Origin of the sequence: Polaribacter sp. NJDZ03 (assembly GCF_019263805.1) — a bacterium.
GTDB lineage: Bacteria > Bacteroidota > Bacteroidia > Flavobacteriales > Flavobacteriaceae > Polaribacter.
This window is the reverse complement of sequence record NZ_CP079195.1, coordinates 3697299-3716782: the sequence shown is the minus strand read 5'-3', so window position 1 is coordinate 3716782 and position 19484 is coordinate 3697299. Positions and strand designations below refer to the sequence as shown.

The following is a 19484-nucleotide window of genomic DNA, read 5'->3' as shown; positions in this document are numbered from 1 at the left end:
AAAAAACCTTGCAGGAGTTCGTATCCTTATTATTTTAAAGTAACCTCAACAAAATATACCTCATTTGGTTTTAAAATAGGTGTTGATGAAACTGCTATTCCTTTTATTAAATCTTTACAAATGATATTTTCATTACCTTTTAATGAAATTTTTAGTGAAGCGTCTGTATTACCAACATTTACAATAGACAATACATTATTATCAGCATTGTTTTTTACAACTCTCCAAATACATCCTTTTCTATCTGCTGTATTTGTTTCTTCAATAGAAATATCAGAAAGTAGATTTTTTTCTTTTAAGAGTGATAAAACTTCGTTTCTAATTTTAGCAACCGAATTCAATCTAATAATAGTTCCCTTCCCTTTCGTTAAAGCAATTAATTCGTTTCCGTATTCGTTTTTCACTAAACTAATGTCATCAATAATTATAGTTCCTCCATTATTCAAATATGATTGTAAGGCGTTTAATTCATCTTTGGTAACAAAAGGAGTATTATACACAGCAACAAGATTCCAATTTTTATTATTCTGTTTTTTAATGATATTTTCAGTTATAAATCCTAAAGGAATTCCTTCAAAATTTAAACCTTCATACAAACGATAAAGATCATCCATATGTGCTTTTTTATTAATAGCAGACGTTTTAGAATAAAACAAACGGACTGGTTTTCTGTCTCTTTGAATTGCCATTATTTCTTCTGAATTAGCATTCAAATCTATTAACGTCATGGCAACTTCATTAGTTACTCTTGGTTGCTGATTGTTAGAACCAGCATACCCTTTATCCTTTTTTGCTTTATTGGAAATAGAACCATCTGCGTTTCTTGGCCAATACCAAATCTGGCTTGCAGTCATACCGTAAGAATGCGCCAACCAAAAACTAGCTCTTGCATAATTTGGGTCTAAATCTAATTTACGAGACCTTACTGTTGATAAATAATGTAACTCAGAATTAAAGTTTATTTTATTAGGACTTACAGATTTCATAAAATCATATCCCATACACAACTCTCTCCATTCAAAAGCATAATGTTTTTGCCATTCATGAGGTTTCCCCCAGGTATAGGTGTGATCGGCACCAGAATCGTTACCAATAATTCCGCTTAAATCTGTTAATGCTTCTAAATCTATTCCATGAACTCTTTGGTTATTCGTCCAAAGATTTGGCATAATTTTTAAATGCACTTTTGCATCTGCATCGTGTTTTGCTATTTCTGTTTTTAAGAAGGCATACCAATCTGTTACTCTATCCATATTAAAAGCAGCCCAATCATACCAAATTGGCAATCCTTTTAAACTGATATCAATAGGAATATCTATTTGTACATCATTAAAATCTTTAAAATTGGTATTCCAAACTGCATTTAAAGCAGCTATATTTTGATGTTTCTTTGATAACCAAACTTTAAACTTTTCAATTGTAAATTGAGAAACACCACCAGAAGCCCAGGGTAATTTTTTCTTTTTCGCATCTGTATAGGTATAGAAATGAGGTTCATTTACCAACATATATCCTAACTGACTAAACTTTTTTCCTGCTATTTTTGGTACAAAAGCTTCTAATAATTTTGTTTGAATTTCTCTTGCCCCAGGATTATCTATATCATACGCAGTATAGGTATCTTCTCTCATAGAAAAATTTGGACCGTATTTTTCTTCTGCCCATTTTGGAACACCTTTATGATTCATAAAAATAAAACCTAAAGAACCATCCGTTTTTTCGTTCAATAAGTCCATTCTTTTTTTATTGATAGTTCCGTCTTCTTTTGAAACATAAGTAGGCGTTATAAAGAAACTATCTTGATTTCCATGAAACTCAGTAAGTTCTTTAGTTTTAGGTTTCCAAGTATAATCCGCTAAAAAAACAGGTCGATTATTAAACGTTAACTGGTCATTTTCTACGGTGACTTTTGTCCAATCTACATTCGGACTCACTTTTCTAAACGTCTTTTTGTCTAGTAATGATTCAATTTCTAAAATCGCTTTATCTAACATTAAATTCACTTCCTTTCTTTCGAAATTTGGTAAATCTTCTGCCATTTTAGTAGCTTCCATTTTAAAAGAAGGAACTAGTTTATATAAAGATTCATTTACTTTTACATTTTTATCATCCCAATTAGCATATTTTAAAAATATTTCTGCAGTTCTAATAGTCGTTTTTTCCTTTAAAACATCAATGTTTTTTTTCTCTGCCTTTTTAACTAATTTTTCTAAAATTTTAATTTTAGAATTCGCTGCTGTTTCTAAAGATTGCGCTTGAACTATATTTGCCGATAAAAATAAAACCACATAAAAAAGAACCTGTTTCATTACGTATTATTTTAAACCTTTATTACTCTTAAATTTCAACTCTTTTTTAGAAGCTTCATCTGCTTTTAAAATATTTTTATTATCCCCTGAATAAGAGTTTTTAGAAATTTCTACATTCTTACAATGTATCAAATCGAACATATAAGCATCTGGAAACTGAACTTTAAAAGTGTTGGTTTGTTTAATGGTATTTCCTTTAATTATTAGTCCATCTACCCTATCTGCCCAAATTATTCTATTGTCAAATGTTTCAATAAAATTGTTTTCGAAAGTGATATTTCTATCATACGTTATCGTATCATCAAACGATTTCCCTAATCTTGGAGATACTTTTAAAATTGCGTGTTCAGAGCCTCCTGTTGCACAATCTACAAATCTGTTATTTCTGATAATTACTTCTTCTACATTACCAGATTCGAACCAATAAAACGTTTCTCCCCTTAACATAATGGAAGACATCATAGAAGATAAATCGTTGTCTTCTATAATAATTTTCTTTGGAGTTTTAATAATGATGTTTCTTGCTCTGTGATCTCTAATTATATTTTTTCGCATGGTAAAAGTAGGATTCCATGTTTTGTTTTCTAATAGATCTCCAGTTTTTAAACCTGCAGGAATTTCATTTTTAAAAGTTACATCTGTATAATAATCGTTAATTACTTTTACAGCAGTTACCGTATTTATTTCCGCTCTTTGCGGATTTGGTTGTTTTATAAACCAAACCTCATCATTGATTCCTGCAAACTCAAATCCCATTTGTTGATCGTGCATTAAGGCGATTCTAACGGTTTTATCATTTAGAATTTCTTTTACTTCAACATAGGTTCCATGTACGTTTGTTCCATCATCATACATGCCTTCAAGTCGGCAACCTTCAATTAAAATATCACCTTTACAATTTGCAAAATGTGTTGCATCTGCAACAATAGACATTACTCTGTCTGAGCCTTTTCTAATATAAATTCCTGAATTTAAAATTTTAATATCTTCAGATCTTTCAAACAAAAAACCCATTCCTAAAGCGTGATGAATGGTCACATTATTAAACTCTATGTTTTTAGAATTTCTAGTTAAAAAAGCAGGAGCATATCTATTGTTTAATTTATCTCCTTTAGATTGTAATACAGAACCTACTCTTGGATATTTTTTAAGGTTTTTATCATAAAAACGTAAAATTCCATTCGGTCTTTTTTCTACAAAATTAGATTCTAAGCTTGCATCCCAAGCTCCATAATCTACTGCTTTTGTTTCTTTATTGTGTGGCAAAGAGCTGCCTAAAGACGTAAAATTAAAATGATTGATTCCAGGAAATTCAATCCTACCTTTACTAAGTTTCCATGAAAACCCTTTTGTATATGGTTTTAGCTCATACCACTGTTCTTTTTCATTTACTGCAGTAACATCTCCTTGAAAAGAAAAAGGAATATCCCAATCTATAGTTATGTTTTTTACATCAATCTTATGTAATCCATCAAATACAAATGGTAATGTTTGACCTCTAAAAATAAATTCAGAATCATTTCCTTCTATTTCAACGGAATTAAAGTTTTCAAAATTAAAAATGATTTTTTTAAACCCATTTCCATGATTTGTAACATACAAGAATTTACCAACCGCATAATCTGTTTTAAAAAAGTAATTTCCTTTTTCAAACACCAATTTAATGTCTTTGGTTTTTGCATTTTCAATTGCTTCTCTCACAACCAAAGTCATATCTCCTTTGCTGTGCTTTATATTAATTATTTCAGTTGCATTGCTATTGATCGTTGCAAAAAAAATAAATACTGCTACTATTTTATATAAACTGTTTATCATAATCGCTTTTTATAAATTAACTCCAGAACCTTGTAAAGATGCATCATGCCCCCACATAATCATCCAAGGATCTGAGGTCTCTTTTTGAAATTTTTTCATCTTACTTTTCATCGACTCTAAGACATCACTAAATTCTTCTTTATATGCAAGATTATCTAGCTCATTTTTATCTTTTGATAAATCATACAATTCAAATTTTGGTCTAAATAGAAAATCTTGTACTTTTTTAGGTCCAAAATATTCTATTTTGTTCCTATAAATACTTTGCCAAGTAGAAGACGCCCATAAATCGGATGCAAAAGGATACTCTAACCTATAAGCAATATTCCAAATTAACTTGTAATTTTTACTTCTAACCACTCTCATTGGGTAGTACATAGTAATTTCATGAAACGTATGTGAAGCATAAATTTCGTCCCAACCTTCTGGATCTGCTTTATCTAAAATTGAATTGAACGATTTTCCGTGAAATTGCTCTTTTTTAAATTCAATTTTTGCCATATCTAAAATGGTTGGTGTTAAATCTACCCAAGAAATCATCGCTTTATTTGTTGTCCCTTTTGTACCCTTTGTTGGATCTTTTATAATACAAGGCAATTTAATTCCTGGTTCATTAACGGTAGTTTTAGCACCTGGAAAAGCCATTCCGTTATCAGAAATATAAATAACAATAGTGTTATCTGCCTTACCCGTTTCTTGTAACATTTTCATCAACTTACCAAAACCTTGGTCTATTCTAGAAATACTCTGGTAATATTGTGCAATTTCTTCTCTAGTCTGTTTTGTGTCTGGTAAAAAAGAAGGGACTAAAACATCTTCTGGATTATAAATTACAGTTTCTACATCTTTATAACCTTCTTTTTTATTTCCAAAACTATTCGGTGTATCCCATTGTTCTGGTTCAAAAGGGTGTCCTCTATGAGGATCATCTGTACAGAAGTATAAGAAAAATGGTTTGTCTGATTTTAAAACATCGGCACAAGCATCTGCCATTTCAACGGTATTTCTAGGATCTGCTTCTAAAACCTGATTAAAGTGATACACTTTTTCTGGAGCTACATGGTATTTACCAATTCTTGCAGTTTCGTAACCAGATTTCTCCATAATAACAGGTAAAGACGTTTCTGTATCATACGTACTAAAGTGATGATAATCATGCACGTGACCATAAGATCCTGTTGCGTGACCAAATTTACCTGATAAAATAACAGATCTACTTGCCGCACAACTTGCACTGGTACAATAGGCGTTTGTAAACTTTACTCCTTCTGATGCTAATTGATCTAAATTTGGAGTTTTAATAACCGGATTTCCATACGCACCAATGGCATCGGTACCGTGATCATCTGCAACAAATAAAATAATATTTGGTTGATTACTTTTTGATACCTGCGCAACTTCCTTTTGTTTTTCTTTACACGCAATAAACCCCAATACAACTATTGCAAATAGTATTTTTATATAATTAGTCCTTTTTAAATACATAATTGATTATCATTTTTTTTAGTTAGAGAACTTTTAGTATTAGTCATTTTTACAAAATAAATTCTAAGGTTTATATGGAAACATCTTTTTTTAGTGATTGATTTTTACTCTTTAATATCTATTAAAAAAGAAAAAACAACCAAAATATTTCATCTAAAACCTCATTGTAAATTTTACACTTTGTAACTACTGTAAAGTTCTAAAACAATCGTACAGCGCTTGTTTTTGAGAATACATTTCTTGTATCTACCAATAATTTATTCTTAAAACGCCTTCTCTAACTCTATATCTATAAATCTAAAAGCACCTAAAGGGATATTTATTTTTAATGAAGAATTTTCTACTTTAAACGCTTCTTCACTTAAAATATCAGTAATTTTTTTTATCTTAATATCATTAAAACTTACAATTGCAGAGCTCTCTTCCGGGTTGATATACCCGTTATCTAAAATGGTTAATCTTAAATGTTTTGGAGAGGTTTGTGCAACTACCCAAGCAACATCACCAGAAACAGTAACAGGTAGCTTTTTAGCACTTTCTTTAATCTCTTTTTCTATTATTTTGTAATATTCATCGGCTTTATAAGTTTGACTTCCATCCGCTGAATAATAATTATGTCCGTCTGTAATATATTCCTTTAAAATGTTTTTATAAAAAGGGTGTAAATTTTCTGAAAGTGATTTTCTTACTACATTTTTCTGAGCAAAAACTCCTTTTTGAGGTGGTGTAATTAATACCAATCCGTTTTCATAAGGCGCTAAAAAGTTTAATCTTCTTTCTTTTACTCCTGCAGCATATCTAGAAAAATCCCATTCTGTAACTGCTGCTCCTGGCCAAGAACCACTTAATCTACTAATTGCATACGGATTATTTTTTTCAAATTCTTCATCATAAAAAATACTCCATTTTACATTAGAACCTTCATCTATATAATGATGATCTGGTTCTTTCATACTTACATGAACTGGCGAAAAACTTAAAATTTCATTTCTTTTTGGCACATATAAAGCTCCTTTTGCAATCAACTCCCAATAAACACTTAAATAGTCTTGATCTACCGCAAAGTTATTAATGTATTGTGCTCCGTAAGAAGTGTGAAAAATTAACATTCTTAAAAAATGATTTGGCAACCTCTGGTATCCTAATTGTCTAGATCTATCAAAAGAAGCATTGTCTGGCACAGACCTTGTTCCCCAAGAATTGACTGCTCCACTTGCCCACATACCAGTTCTACCTGCCAAACTAAGTTCCATAGATTTATCTGTAGTTTCTTCCATAGAAGGAACAAAAACATCTGCAAACTCGCCAGACATTAATCGAGACCAAGGTTTGTTATAATTACTACCCAACCAAGAAACATGCTTAGACCTTAAAAATATATTGGCATTTTTTCCTTGTACATATTTTGCCAAAGGATACACTAAATCATCGACCAAAAAGTTTAAATTATCTGAATGATCTTCCATTTCTGGATAAATTAAAACTGTTTTCTTTCCGTTAGCCATATCTACAACTTTCTTTGTAGTGTTTATATGAAACATATACGGATCGTTACCATGACCTGCCCAATAAGCAATACCTGGTTCTCCATTAAACTGATTGGTAATTTGCGTTAAAGCTTCATCACTTGTTAATGTATATTTCTTTCTTCTATCTCTAGAATTTTTATATTTTTCATTGGTGACTTGAGAACGATCCCAATTTTCTACTTCTCTCATGTGTAATGAGTTTAAGAAAACTGGCGAATCATAATTTTTAGAAATTTCATTTTTTAAACCTACTAAATTATCCGGTACTTTTTCGGTCATAAAATAAACCGGTTGTGATTTTTCTTGATAATCTGGTTTCTGAAACTGATCTAAATTATTTCTGATAATTTTTGTGTTCTCTAAAATGGAAGCAATTTTACCTTGAGGATGTAAGTTTTTAAATTCCTTTTTCCAATTTTTATTTTCTGTATTGATAATATGAATCTGACTTCCTCCACTTTGGCTACTTGCCAAAATAATATTATTTGTTGTTGGGTCTTTCCATAAATCATTATACGCATACGTACTTACCAATCTTTCTACAGAAGTTTTATAATTCCCTTTTTCATATAAATGAATTTGACTTCCGGCTCTTGATAATAAAATATCTTTTCCGTTTTGTTTAATCACTTCAGAATGTGCAATATCATAACCAAAACTAATTTTATCTAATTTATGAAAAGTAAATGTATCTTCTTTAATACTGTACAATGTTACCAACAAATCATTTACATGAGCAGATGCACCCAATAAAATTTCCTTTTCACCATCATTATCATAATCAACAATTTTTAAATCTCCTATGGGTCTAATTCTTAGTTTTCCCTTTACAGATTTATCTTGTTGAATTGGTTTCTTTTTAAAAGGAAGATTTTCTAAAGGATTAAAAAAGTACAAAGTTCCTACATTCTGCATGTGATTGTTGGTACCCAAAACTACTAAAGTTTCGGTCTGGTCTTTGTTCTCTACAACTCTTATAAAATTAGTCATGCTCACATTATTCGGAGCTCTTTTTTGACCAACTTTTTTATATGATTTTTCAATTGAAAAAGTGGACGTTTCAATTTCTTTTACTTCCTTCCCTTTTGCATCTAAGTAATAGATTTTCTTATCAAAGCCACCAGCTACAACATACATTTTATTGTCTTTTTTAATTGCAGTAACTGCAAACATAGGTGCATCATTCTTTTTAAAACTCCACAATAATTTTCCTTCAGCATTTAAACAATAAATATTCCCATCAGCATTTGCTGCTAAAATTTCATCTTTACCATCATTATCTAAATCTCGTACCCAAACATCATGATTCATAAAACCAGACAAAGCATTTTTCCAAAGAATTTTTCCATCAAAAGAAACCCCTAACAAAGTTCCTTCATAACTGTTTGCTACTATATAAGAACTTCCTTTATTAATAGCCGTTCTCACTTTTAATATGGTTAGTACCGTTTCTATACTAACGATTGCTTTATCATCCTTCATCGTATTTGGCTTATTAGATGAACAGTTAAAACTCACTAATAACGTAACTGCAATTAGTAAAGACTTTTTAAGAATTTGATTCATATATGGTTCGTTTTTAAACTTACTATAAAATAAGCTATTTAAAAGTTTCTACTTGTACTTGTGAATATATTAAAAGTATGCATGCGTAAATCTAGATAATAAAAAAACGCCACATAAAATATGTAGCGTTTTCATTTATAATATTATTTTAAAATTAAAATCCAGCCCAGGAGCTTCTGGAGCTGCACTAGAAGCTTGCGCCTTTTGTGGATTAAGTTTTCTTAACAGCAACACTTTTAATTAAAAGAATAAATTAATTATTATGAAAGTTTATTATCGTTCTCTGCCCCATATTTACTTGGTGAGACGTTGTATTTTTCTTTAAAAATTTTTGTAAAATGTGTTCTACTTTTAAAACCTGTCATTAAAAAAACTTCGTTTACAGATAATTTTTGATTTACCAGAAATTGTGCTGCCTTTTTTAAACGATACATTTTTATCAACTCAAAAGGAGTTTGATTGGTCAATACTTTTACTTTTTGGTAAAAATGTGTTCTATTCAAATACAATTCTTTGGCTAGTGTATTAATGTCAAAATCTTGATTATCTAGATTCTCTTCCATAATACTATAAAGCTTCTCTAAAAAAGCATTGTCATTTCTATTATTCTTATTATTTTCTTTGGTTAACGGAATACCAACCTGATACCTTTCTCTTAATTGTTTTCTGTTATTAAGTAACGCTTCTGTATTTGTAATTAAACGCTGTACATTAAAAGGTTTCTTTATGTAGGCATCTGCTCCATCTCTTAAGCCTCTAACATGATCTTCTATATTTATTAATGCTGTAAGTAAAATTACAGGGATATGACTTGTTTTTAAATCAGATTTAATTGCAATACATAAATCTAAGCCATTTAGCTGTGGCATTTGCACATCACTAATTACAATATCTGGCCAATTATTTTCTAAAGCCTCTAAACATTCTTGTCCGTCTCTAAAAGCCCTAACTGTAAAATATTTAGACAAAATACCCGTAACGTAGGTTCTCATTTCTAAATTATCTTCAGCATAAAAAACTAAAGCATCAGAAAATTCGCCACTAACAGTTACCGTTGTTAAATCTTCTTCTACAATTTGTTTATCAATTACAATTTCTTTTTCTTTTGGTAACTCTACCGTTTTTTTATCTAAAACTTCATCTTCTTCTACTTGTTGTTTTACTATTGGTAATTGAAAACTTATAGTAGTTCCTTCATTAACTTTACTAGTTGCATTTATGTAACCATAATGCATCTCTACTAATTTTTTTGAAAAAGCCAAACCAATACCAGAACCTGCAATATGCTCCTTTTGCGTAGATTCCGATTGATAAAACCTTTCAAAAACATGCTCTAAATCTACCTCATCTATTCCCATTCCTGTATCTGTAACAGATACATTTAAATCTTTCTCATCATAACTAAATTCAATTTTAATAGTGTCTCCTGCCTTGGTATATTTAAAAGCATTGTTAATTAAATTATTGCAAATCTTTTCAATTTTACTCTTATCACCAGAGACTATAATATTTTTATTTTTAGCAACAAGCTGAAATTCTTTCTGATCTTTACTTGCCAAAAACATAAAATCATTTGCTAATTCTTGTAAAAAATCATTAAAGTTAAAACGCGTATAATGCATTTTTAACAAATTAGCTTCTGCCCTTCTAAAATCGTGAACTTGATCTACTAATTGTTTTATTTTTTTAGTTTGACGTTTCACCAAACTTAATTTTTCCGACACATCTAAATTATTCTTATACCGATCTAATAAAACATCTACAGGACCAGAAATAAGTGTTATTGGTGTTTTAATTTCATGAGAAATGTTAGAGAAAAACCGTAATTTAGATTCATTTAATTCTTTTACAGAGTCTTTTTCTAATTTCTCTATGGCTACATTATGATTTAAAGATTGAATTTTAGTGATCGTCGAAATAATTAAATAAAGTATTAGTAAAATTAACAATGCGTAAATAAAATAAGCAGTGTTGGTTTTCCAAAAAGGAGGAACAATTACAATCTTAAGCTTTTTAGGTGCTGTCCATTCATTTAATGAATTCGAAGCCATAAAACTTAACTCATACTTTCCTGGTTGTAAACCACTGTAGTTAACAACATTATTATTTGATGCTGTTACTACCCAATCTTTATTAATTGGATGTAACTTATACTTTAATGAATGGTTTTTAGGATTAGAAAAATGTAGGCTTGCAATATCAAAAGAAAACACGTTTTCATCATGTTGTAGTTGTATCTCATTTAATTCTGATAAACTACTTTTTAAAATCACCCTATCTTTAATGGTATCTCCGGGAGAAATTGTACGATTAAATATTTTAAAATTCTCTAATTGAACTTTAGGCAATTCTTCTTTATTAATAATCTTATCCGGATTAAAATAACAAAAACCATCTACTCCAGAAAAAAGAAGTGTACCGTTCTTCAATTTTTCTGAAGAAAATAAAAAGTCTTCAAAAGGCAAACCATCTACCAAATTAAACTTTCTAAAAACCTTACTTTTTAAATCGAATTTATTTAAACCAATATTAGTAGAAATCCATAAACTATTATCATTATCTGCCAATATACTCTTTACAACATTATTTGAAAGTCCATCTTTTTCTGTAAAAGAAGTAAAGGTTAGTCCATTATCTTTTGTTTCTACTTTACAAATTCCACCACTCTCGGTTCCAACCCATAAATCGCCATTTGGCAACCTTAAAATTGAAGTTACAAAATTACTTGATATTGAAGTTTTATCATTTTTATCATTTAAAAATTGATGAATACTTAACTCTTCTAATGGTGTACCTTTAAGATTATCAACTCTAAACAATCCATCTGAATCGACTCCAATCCAGATAAAATTCTTTTGTGGATCTGCATAAATATATCTTGCTAATGCAATTTTTTTAGAATCAAAATAAGGGTTATCATTTAAAGATTCTATATTTTTAATTGTATTTGAATTATCTATAGTTATTTTAAAAACACCTTGACTAGCACCAATCCAAATATTTCCATATCTATCTTCGGTAAAAGATCTAAAAGCTTGTAATGGACTATTTATAAAATTACTAGATGTAATTTTTTCTAGATTTCTACTTCCTGGTTTTACCCTAAAGAAACCAACCCCTGCAATTTTTAGCCAAGTATTTTTTTTTGAATCTACAAAAACAGAAGAAACACTTAATAATTGATTTTTAGGTACATTAAAAGGTAAGGGTTCAAATAATTCTGTTTCTGTATTAAACAAAGCAAGACCTCCAAAAACACCAGTAATATAGACTCTTTTACTATCTAAATCAGAAAAATGAGTAATCGTATTAGATGCAATACCATATTTGTACCCCATTTTTTTATTATACTTCTTAAAAGGCGTTTCTTTTATATCAAACTGATATAAACCTTTATTAAAAGTACCAACCCAAATGTTATTAGCCGCAGAAATTATACTACTAATTCTTAATCTATCTACACCATCATTAAAATATTGTATTTTAAAAGGTTTTATACTTTTACAGGTTAGGTTCTTTTTAATGTCATTAATTTTAATAATCCCCTTATTTAAAGTACCTACCCATAAATCTCCATTATTATCTATACTTAAGTTATTTAACTGCTTTTCTGATAATATTTGTTCTTTAAAAGTAAATTCATTTTTTTCCGCATTGTAGCAAACTACTCCTAAACCATACTCTAAATTAATTAAAAATAGAGATTCATTTACTTTAGTAATTCCGGTTGCATAATTGATATTTTTATCCAATATCCTTTTAAAACTATTTTTTAGGATATCAAAAAAATACAAACCTTGTGATGTGATAAAGACTAAATTTTCATCATTCAATTCTAAAACATCATAAAACTTTAAATTGTTAGGTTCGTTTACTTTTGGAACAAAGCGATTTATTAACTTATAATTTTCATCGAAGAGAAAGACTCCGTTACCTTCTGTTAAACAGTAAATCTTGTTGTTTTTCTTATTAATAAAAACTTTTCTTATTATGGGGCCACTGTTGTCTTTTCCCATAAGTTTATTGGAATATAATTTCACAAATTTTTCTTGAGAAGACTTATATATCGTTACACCCTGATCCGTACCAATCCAAATATTTTTTTTATGATCTTCTGTAATAGACCTAACTCTGTTACTTGTAAGAATATCTTTATCTATAGTATTTTTAAAAGTAACTAGCTTGTAACCATCATATTTATTAATTCCCTCATAAGTTCCAACCCATAAAAAACCATTGCTGTCATTTAAAACGGAGGTAACTCCATTATGCGCTAAACCATCAGAAATAGTGATTTTTTTTGCATACTCAATTTCTTTTTCTTGAGAAAAAAAGCTAATTACACAAAAAAATGTAAGTAAAAAAGCGAAGCAATATTTTTTTAACATTGGCGTATGGAAGTTTAATAAGGCAATAAAAATACTAAAGTTTTTCTGTTTTAAGATAATAATGAATCTATAATGAGTTAGAAAAAATATACTTCTTTTATTGAGTGTCTTTTCTATATTAAGATCTTTAATATAAGTAACAAAACTTAAAATATTTCTTTAAAATTACTTTTCTTCAGAAGATTTAAATGAAGTATGAAATAAAGGAAAACTTAAATGTAAAATTGACTTCATTTTATTTCAGGAATAAGTTAAACTTTTCTATGATAATTTTAAAATAATTCACATTGAGGTTCTTCTATATTAAAAAAGTCAATGTCTCATTCAAGGAAATATCTCAAACAATAAAAAACTAAAATGATGTTACTTAAATCATTTATTGAGTATTTAACAAAAAACTATTCAATTGTTAGTCTATAAACATTTGTTTCTCTTTTGATAAAACCTAGTTTTTGATATAATTTATTAGCTGCAACTCTATCTGGACTCGATGTTAAATTGATGTTTTTAATACCTTTATTAGATGTATATTCTATAGCTAATTGAGTTAATTTTTCTCCAACTCCCTTACCTCTTGCAGCATTATCAACCACTACATCTTCTATCCAAACTTTATTACCGGTAGGTATCTTATTAAAAACAAGAGTTAGCGTACCTAATATATTACTATTTTCTTCGGCTATAAAAAGTACCGTATTATCAGAGCCAACAATATCTTCCAAATCTTTTTGGCTAGGTAATATACAACTAGTGCTAAGTTGTGGTATTAACTTTCTAAATGCTTCTAAAATATTATCATTAACTGTTTCTAACTTATAAATTTTCATCACAATAAAATTTAATTTTAATTCATTATTCACAAAGCCTAAATTTAAATAAAAAATCTTCAATGTTAGCTACTAACTTATTCATTTAGATTTTTAAAAAATACACTATTTTTTAGTTATCTTATCTTCTCTTCTTCAGATAAATTAAAGCGATAAATAAGGTAAACTATAAAAACAAAGCGTTTCTATAATTTGGTATGTAAGAATTATCTGTACATTTTAAACAAAAAAAAAGTTGATACTTTCTATGTAGAAAATATCAACTTTATATTCAGAGTTCGTTTATCTAACTCATAACTCTTGTAAGATGAAAGAATTTTTTATAATCTAAAGGAATCGTACTTATATCAAGCAAACACCCTTCTTTTAAGTAAGGATAAATATCTTCGTAAGTTTTTACATTATATAAACCTACTCTTTTACTAATATGATCTCTTGTTAGCTCACTAGGTTCATTTAAACCTGCAGCCGCAACCAGTTCTAAAAAACTATGAATAGTCGCGTCGTGATATCTTTTTGCTCTTGGTGCTTTATCCTCTACAACTAATCCTTTTACTAAAGATTTATTTTGAGTTGCTACACCAACAGGACAAGTATTAGAATTACACTGTAGCGCTTGTATACAACCAATGGCAAGCATCATTGCACGTGCACTATTACAACCATCTGCTCCTAAAGAAATTGCTCTAGCCATGTGAAATCCTGATATAATTTTCCCCGCTACAATTACTTTAATATCTTTTCTTAATCCAAAACCAACTAGCGTATCGTGTACAAAAATTAAACCTTCACGCAATGGCATTCCCATTGAATTAGAGAATTCTACTGGCGCAGCACCAGTTCCTCCTTCTCCACCATCTACTGTAATAAAATCGGGTTGTATTCCTGTAAAAATCATCGCTTCACAAAAATCCATAAACTCTTGTTTTCTTCCTAAACATAATTTAAAACCAATCGGTTTTCCATCAGAAAGTTCTCTTAACTTTTTAATAAAATACATAAATTCAATTGGGTTCGAAAAAGCTGAATGAGATGGTGGAGAATGCACCGCAATACCTGGTTTTACGTGTCTTATTTTTGCAATTTCTTCTGTATTTTTTGAAGCTGGTAAAATTCCACCATGACCAGGTTTAGCACCTTGCGATAGTTTAATTTCTATCATTTTAACCGATGGTTTAATGGCATTTTCTCTAAATGTTGTATCATTAAAAGTTCCGTCTTCATTTCTACAACCAAAATACCCTGTACCAACTTGCCAAATTAAATCTCCTCCATGTTCTAAATGGTATTGACTAATTGCTCCCTCACCAGTATTATGTGCAAAATTCCCCATTTTTGCACCTTTGTTTAATGCTAAAACAGCATTTTTACTTAAAGAACCAAAACTCATTGCAGAAATATTAAGTAAACTAGAAGAATAAGGTTGTTTACAATCTTTACCACCAATTAATAACCTTGGAAATTCTTCAATTTCTTTTGGATTATGTTTAGCATACATAGAGTGTTCTAACCACTCATAACCAGAATGGTACAAATCCATCTGAGTCCCAAAAGGTTCAGTATCATTTTCTCCCTTTGCTCTTCTATATACTAAAGATCTTAAAATTCGGTTTAATGGTCTCCCTTCAGTATCTGTTTCTACAAAATACTGCATAATTTCGGGCCTTACGGATTCTAAAATATATCTAAACCTACCTAACAATGGAAAATTACGTCTAATAGTATGTTTTGTTTGAAAAACATCAAAAAGTCCCAAAATAATTAACGGACCAATCAATAAAAAAGACCAAATAATTGGAAACCAAAATTGTGCAATAACAATAACAGCAGCTGTAATAAGAATAGAAATGATTATAAAATATTCACGAACTTTCATAAGATAAATTGATTTTGTTGAAGAAGTTTACTTTAATAGATTATTTTAATTCAATCAAATTTAACAACAAGATTAATTTGTAAATCTATGAATTATATTCCTCTAAAAAAAACCTTGTAACCACAGTATAAAACTATGTTTTTAAAAGATTAAATTTTAAAAGATAGGAGTTATAGCCATTTTAGTAAAATAAAACGGCAGCAATACTTTACCTCTTCTTACTTATCCACATTGCCAACCAATACCATATTTGTGTTTTTTTTAATTAAACTTATAAAAACTAAATTAGTAATAGTTACATTTACCCTTATAGCATTGTTAAACAATTTTAAATGATTTATAATATGGTAGATTTTTGGTTGATTTACTCCTTTTCATTTCTAAAAAACTAGTAAATATTCACATTTTCCTTTACTAATAATTCTCTTTTTTCTTTTTAGAAGTATAATCGTTTTATAAGAATCTTTACTAATTTTGTTTTACTTCTGCATGCAGGTAATAACTAGTATTTTAAATTATAAAAGCAGCAACATAAAAAAAAGAATATGATTACTATTCAAACTGTAAAAGAAGAAGACTTAAAAGATGTGTTAGCACTTGAGCAACTTGTTTTTAATGCAGGTAGTTACCCTGCTTTTGTAATTCGTCAACTATTTGATATTTCTAATAATTTATTTATTGTAGCCAAAGAAAATAATAAAATTTTAGGTTTTGCAGTAGGTGCTTTAAACACTAACAACAAAAAAGCATGGATTTTATCATTAGGAGTGCATCCTGAAGCGAGAAGCAAACAAATAAGAAAACAACTAACCAATAAATTAGTCAACCTTTTAAAAGAGGAAAATTGTTTAGAAATATGCTTAACAGTGCATCCTGATAATGCTCCAGCAATTAAAATTTATAAAGAGTTAAGTTTTAAAGGCGAAACAATTTTAGAAAACTATTTTCTAGAGAATGAAAAAAGAATTATTATGACATTAAAAAATAGTTAATGAAAAACCTCATAAACAATAAATGGTTTTTATTACTTGTAATTGCATTAACCTGGGGAAGCTCATTTATGCTGATAAAAAAATCATTGGTAGTTTTTTCTCCTTATGAAATTGGTGCAATAAGGGTTGTTGGTTCCGGTTTACTTTTAGCCTTTATTGGTATTCCTGCGCTTTTTAAAATGTCTAAAAAAACAATTTTATGGGTAACAATTGCTGGTTTCTTTGGTAATTTCTTACCAATGTATTTATTCCCTATTGCACAAACACAAGTAAGTAGTTCTCTGGCAGGAATTTTAGATTCTTTAGTACCCATTTTTGTAATGATTTTTGGTTTTTTATTATTTAGAATTAAAAGTAAAAAAACACAAATTCTGGGTGCCATAATTGGTTTTTTGGGTGCTGCAAGTATTATTTATTTTTCTGAAGCAAATGCAGAAGATTCTAACTTTTGGTATGTAATGTTGGTTGTACTTGCAGGTGCATCTTATGGTGTAAATGCAGTGGTTATAAAAGAGAGAATACCTAATTTAAATGCTATAAAATTAACTGCAGCAATATATTCTATCTGGGCAATTCCATCTTTAGTTATTTTATATTTTACTGGTTTTATTCAAAATTTTGAAATGAAGCCAGAATTTACAGAACCTTTAAGTTATTTGGCTTTTTTAACCGTTTTTGGTACCGCAATTGCCATGTTATTATATTTTAAATTAATACAAGACACCTCTGCTGTTTTTGCAAGTACTGCTAGTTATTTACTACCAATTGTTGCGGTGATTTGGGGTGTTTTAGATGGAGAAAAATTTACTTTTTGGTATGTTTTTGGTGGCGCATTAATTTTAATCGGAATTTACTTAATTAGAGAGAAAAAGAAAGATCCAAAATTAGTTCCTCGCGGATAAATTTTAAAATATTTAAACTGCTTTCACAATCAATATAACAGGTATATCTATTCAGTTATTCAATGTTATTATTATAGAGAATCTTAGAAGTTAACGGATTTAGAAAAGCTCCTTTGGGATTATAAAATATAGGTTGAAATTTACAAACTCAAATAAAATTAATTTCAAAAAGGAAGGGATTGTATTCCTACAACCCTTTTTTTATATTCTTAAAATGAATAAAACCGTAAATTAACTAATTTAATTTTCATGTCTTTTTCTCATTAAAAACCTCTCTTAAAGGAATAACTTTATAATGAAAACCACTTTTTTACCAACTCTTTTTCAATAGGCTGAACGGTCTTGTGCGAAAAATCATTTTTAAGATTATCATATTTATAATCTTTAGACCATTCTTCAATATTTTCAGACAGTCCTTTTAGAGAATCACAAATAAAGTTTAACTCTTCTGATGTAATTGTTGGATGAATTGACAAACGAATCCAACCTGGTTTGTCTGTACTACAACCCAGCAATATTTCATCTTTTATTCTATTAGATGTTGCTTGATCTACATTCAATAAAAAATGTCCGTAAGTTCCTGCACAAGAACAACCTCCTCTAGTTTGAATTCCGAATCTATCATTTAATATTTTTACAACCATATTAAAGTGATGTTTTTCAAAATAAAAAGAAAAAATACTTAGTCGGTCTTTATGGTTTGGTGCTAATATTTTTACTCCAGAAAGGCTTTCTAAAGTTTCAAATACTACTGCATTTATTTCATCTTCCCTTTTCTTAATGTTTACAACTCCCATTTTGTCTTTCAACTGAATAGAAAGTGCAATTTTTATAGCCTGCATAAATCCTGGTGTTCCACCATCTTCTCTTGTTTCTACATCTACAAAATAATCATGCTGTCCCCAAGGATTTGTATAGCTTACTGTACCTCCACCTGGGTTATCTGGCACCACGTTTTTATACAATTTTTTATTAAAAACTAAAACTCCAGAAGTTCCTGGCCCACCTAAAAATTTATGTGGAGAAAAAAAGATGGCATCTAACTGTTCGTCTTCATTTTCTGGGTGCATATTTATATCTACATAAGGAGCACAACAAGCAAAATCGACAAAACAGAGTCCGTTGTATTTATGTATTAGTTTTGCAACTTCATGATACGCTGTTTTAATTCCTGTAACATTAGAACAGGACGTTATAGAAGCAATCTTTATTTTTCTGTGCTCGTATTTCTTAATACATTCTTCAAATTTCTTTACACATAACAAACCTTCATCATCACAAGGAACTACCTCAACATCTGCAATTGTTTCTATCCAAGATGTATGGTTAGAATGATGCTCCATATGAGAAACAAAAACAATAGGTCTAATTTCGTCTGGAATATGAGTATGTTCTTTTAAATTTTCTGAAACTTTTAAACCTAAAATCCTCTGAAATTTATTAACAACACCTGTCATCCCTGTACCGGAAGTAATTAAAACATCATTATCATTTGCATTCACATGACGTTTAATAATACTTCTAGCTTCATGGTACGCTAGAGTCATAGCAGCACCAGAAGTAGAGGTTTCTGTATGTGTATTTGCTATAAACGGTCCAAATTCATTTATTAACTTTTCTTCAATTGGTCGATATAATCTTCCGCTTGCAGTCCAATCTGTATAGATTAATTTTTGTTCCCCATACGGAGATTGAAAAGTCTGGTTAATACCAATGATATTTTTTTTAAACTGATTAAAATAATTTTCTAAATCAGATTTTACTATGTTGTTTTTATTTGCTGAAATCATAATTA

General features: G+C 29.2%; 10 protein-coding genes. 2 read left to right on the top strand and 8 right to left on the bottom strand.

Translation table 11 applies throughout. From position 1 onward, the window contains the following. Positions 1-29: 29 nt before the first annotated feature. From KV700_RS15810 to KV700_RS15780, 7 genes are all read right to left on the bottom strand, one after another. A complete protein-coding gene (locus tag KV700_RS15810) occupies positions 30-2309 on the bottom strand; it encodes a beta-galactosidase (RefSeq protein ID WP_218598463.1) in 2280 nt (759 codons plus the stop codon). 6 nt (positions 2310-2315) lie between these two features. Continuing rightward, complete coding sequence (locus KV700_RS15805; protein ID WP_254712933.1) at positions 2316-4124, bottom strand: right-handed parallel beta-helix repeat-containing protein; 1809 nt, start codon at positions 4122-4124, stop codon at positions 2316-2318. A gap of 9 nt (positions 4125-4133) precedes the next feature. After that, positions 4134-5609, bottom strand: coding sequence for a sulfatase (locus KV700_RS15800; protein WP_218598462.1), 1476 nt, complete (start codon positions 5607-5609; stop codon positions 4134-4136). A gap of 263 nt (positions 5610-5872) precedes the next feature. Continuing rightward, positions 5873-8704 (bottom strand): PQQ-binding-like beta-propeller repeat protein, encoded by a 2832-nt coding sequence (locus KV700_RS15795; RefSeq protein WP_218598461.1) that lies wholly within the window; start codon positions 8702-8704, stop codon positions 5873-5875. Positions 8705-8964: 260 nt separating this feature from the next. Further along, a complete protein-coding gene (locus tag KV700_RS15790; protein ID WP_218598460.1) occupies positions 8965-13092 on the bottom strand; it encodes a hybrid sensor histidine kinase/response regulator transcription factor in 4128 nt (1375 codons plus the stop codon). A gap of 398 nt (positions 13093-13490) precedes the next feature. Next, on the bottom strand, positions 13491-13919 hold the full coding sequence (locus tag KV700_RS15785) for a GNAT family N-acetyltransferase (RefSeq protein ID WP_218598459.1): 429 nt from the start codon (positions 13917-13919) through the stop codon (positions 13491-13493). Between the two features lie 286 nt (positions 13920-14205). Continuing rightward, positions 14206-15795, bottom strand: a complete 1590-nt coding sequence (locus tag KV700_RS15780; protein ID WP_218598458.1) for an FMN-binding glutamate synthase family protein — start codon at positions 15793-15795, stop codon at positions 14206-14208. A 545-nt stretch (positions 15796-16340) separates the two neighbouring features. On the opposite strand from KV700_RS15780, the gene KV700_RS15775 reads away from it, so the two are divergent. Both KV700_RS15775 and KV700_RS15770 read left to right on the top strand, forming a co-directional pair. Then, positions 16341-16787, top strand: a complete 447-nt coding sequence (locus KV700_RS15775) for a GNAT family N-acetyltransferase (RefSeq protein ID WP_218598457.1) — start codon at positions 16341-16343, stop codon at positions 16785-16787. Next, positions 16787-17689 (top strand): DMT family transporter, encoded by a 903-nt coding sequence (locus KV700_RS15770; RefSeq protein ID WP_218598456.1) that lies wholly within the window; start codon positions 16787-16789, stop codon positions 17687-17689. Before KV700_RS15775 ends, KV700_RS15770 begins: the two co-directional genes overlap by 1 nt. A gap of 290 nt (positions 17690-17979) precedes the next feature. On the opposite strand, the gene KV700_RS15765 is transcribed toward KV700_RS15770, so the two are convergent. Further along, positions 17980-19479 carry an aminotransferase class V-fold PLP-dependent enzyme gene (locus tag KV700_RS15765; protein WP_218598455.1) on the bottom strand — a complete coding sequence of 500 codons (1500 nt, stop codon included), beginning with the start codon at positions 19477-19479 and terminating at the stop codon, positions 17980-17982. Positions 19480-19484 lie beyond the last annotated feature (5 nt).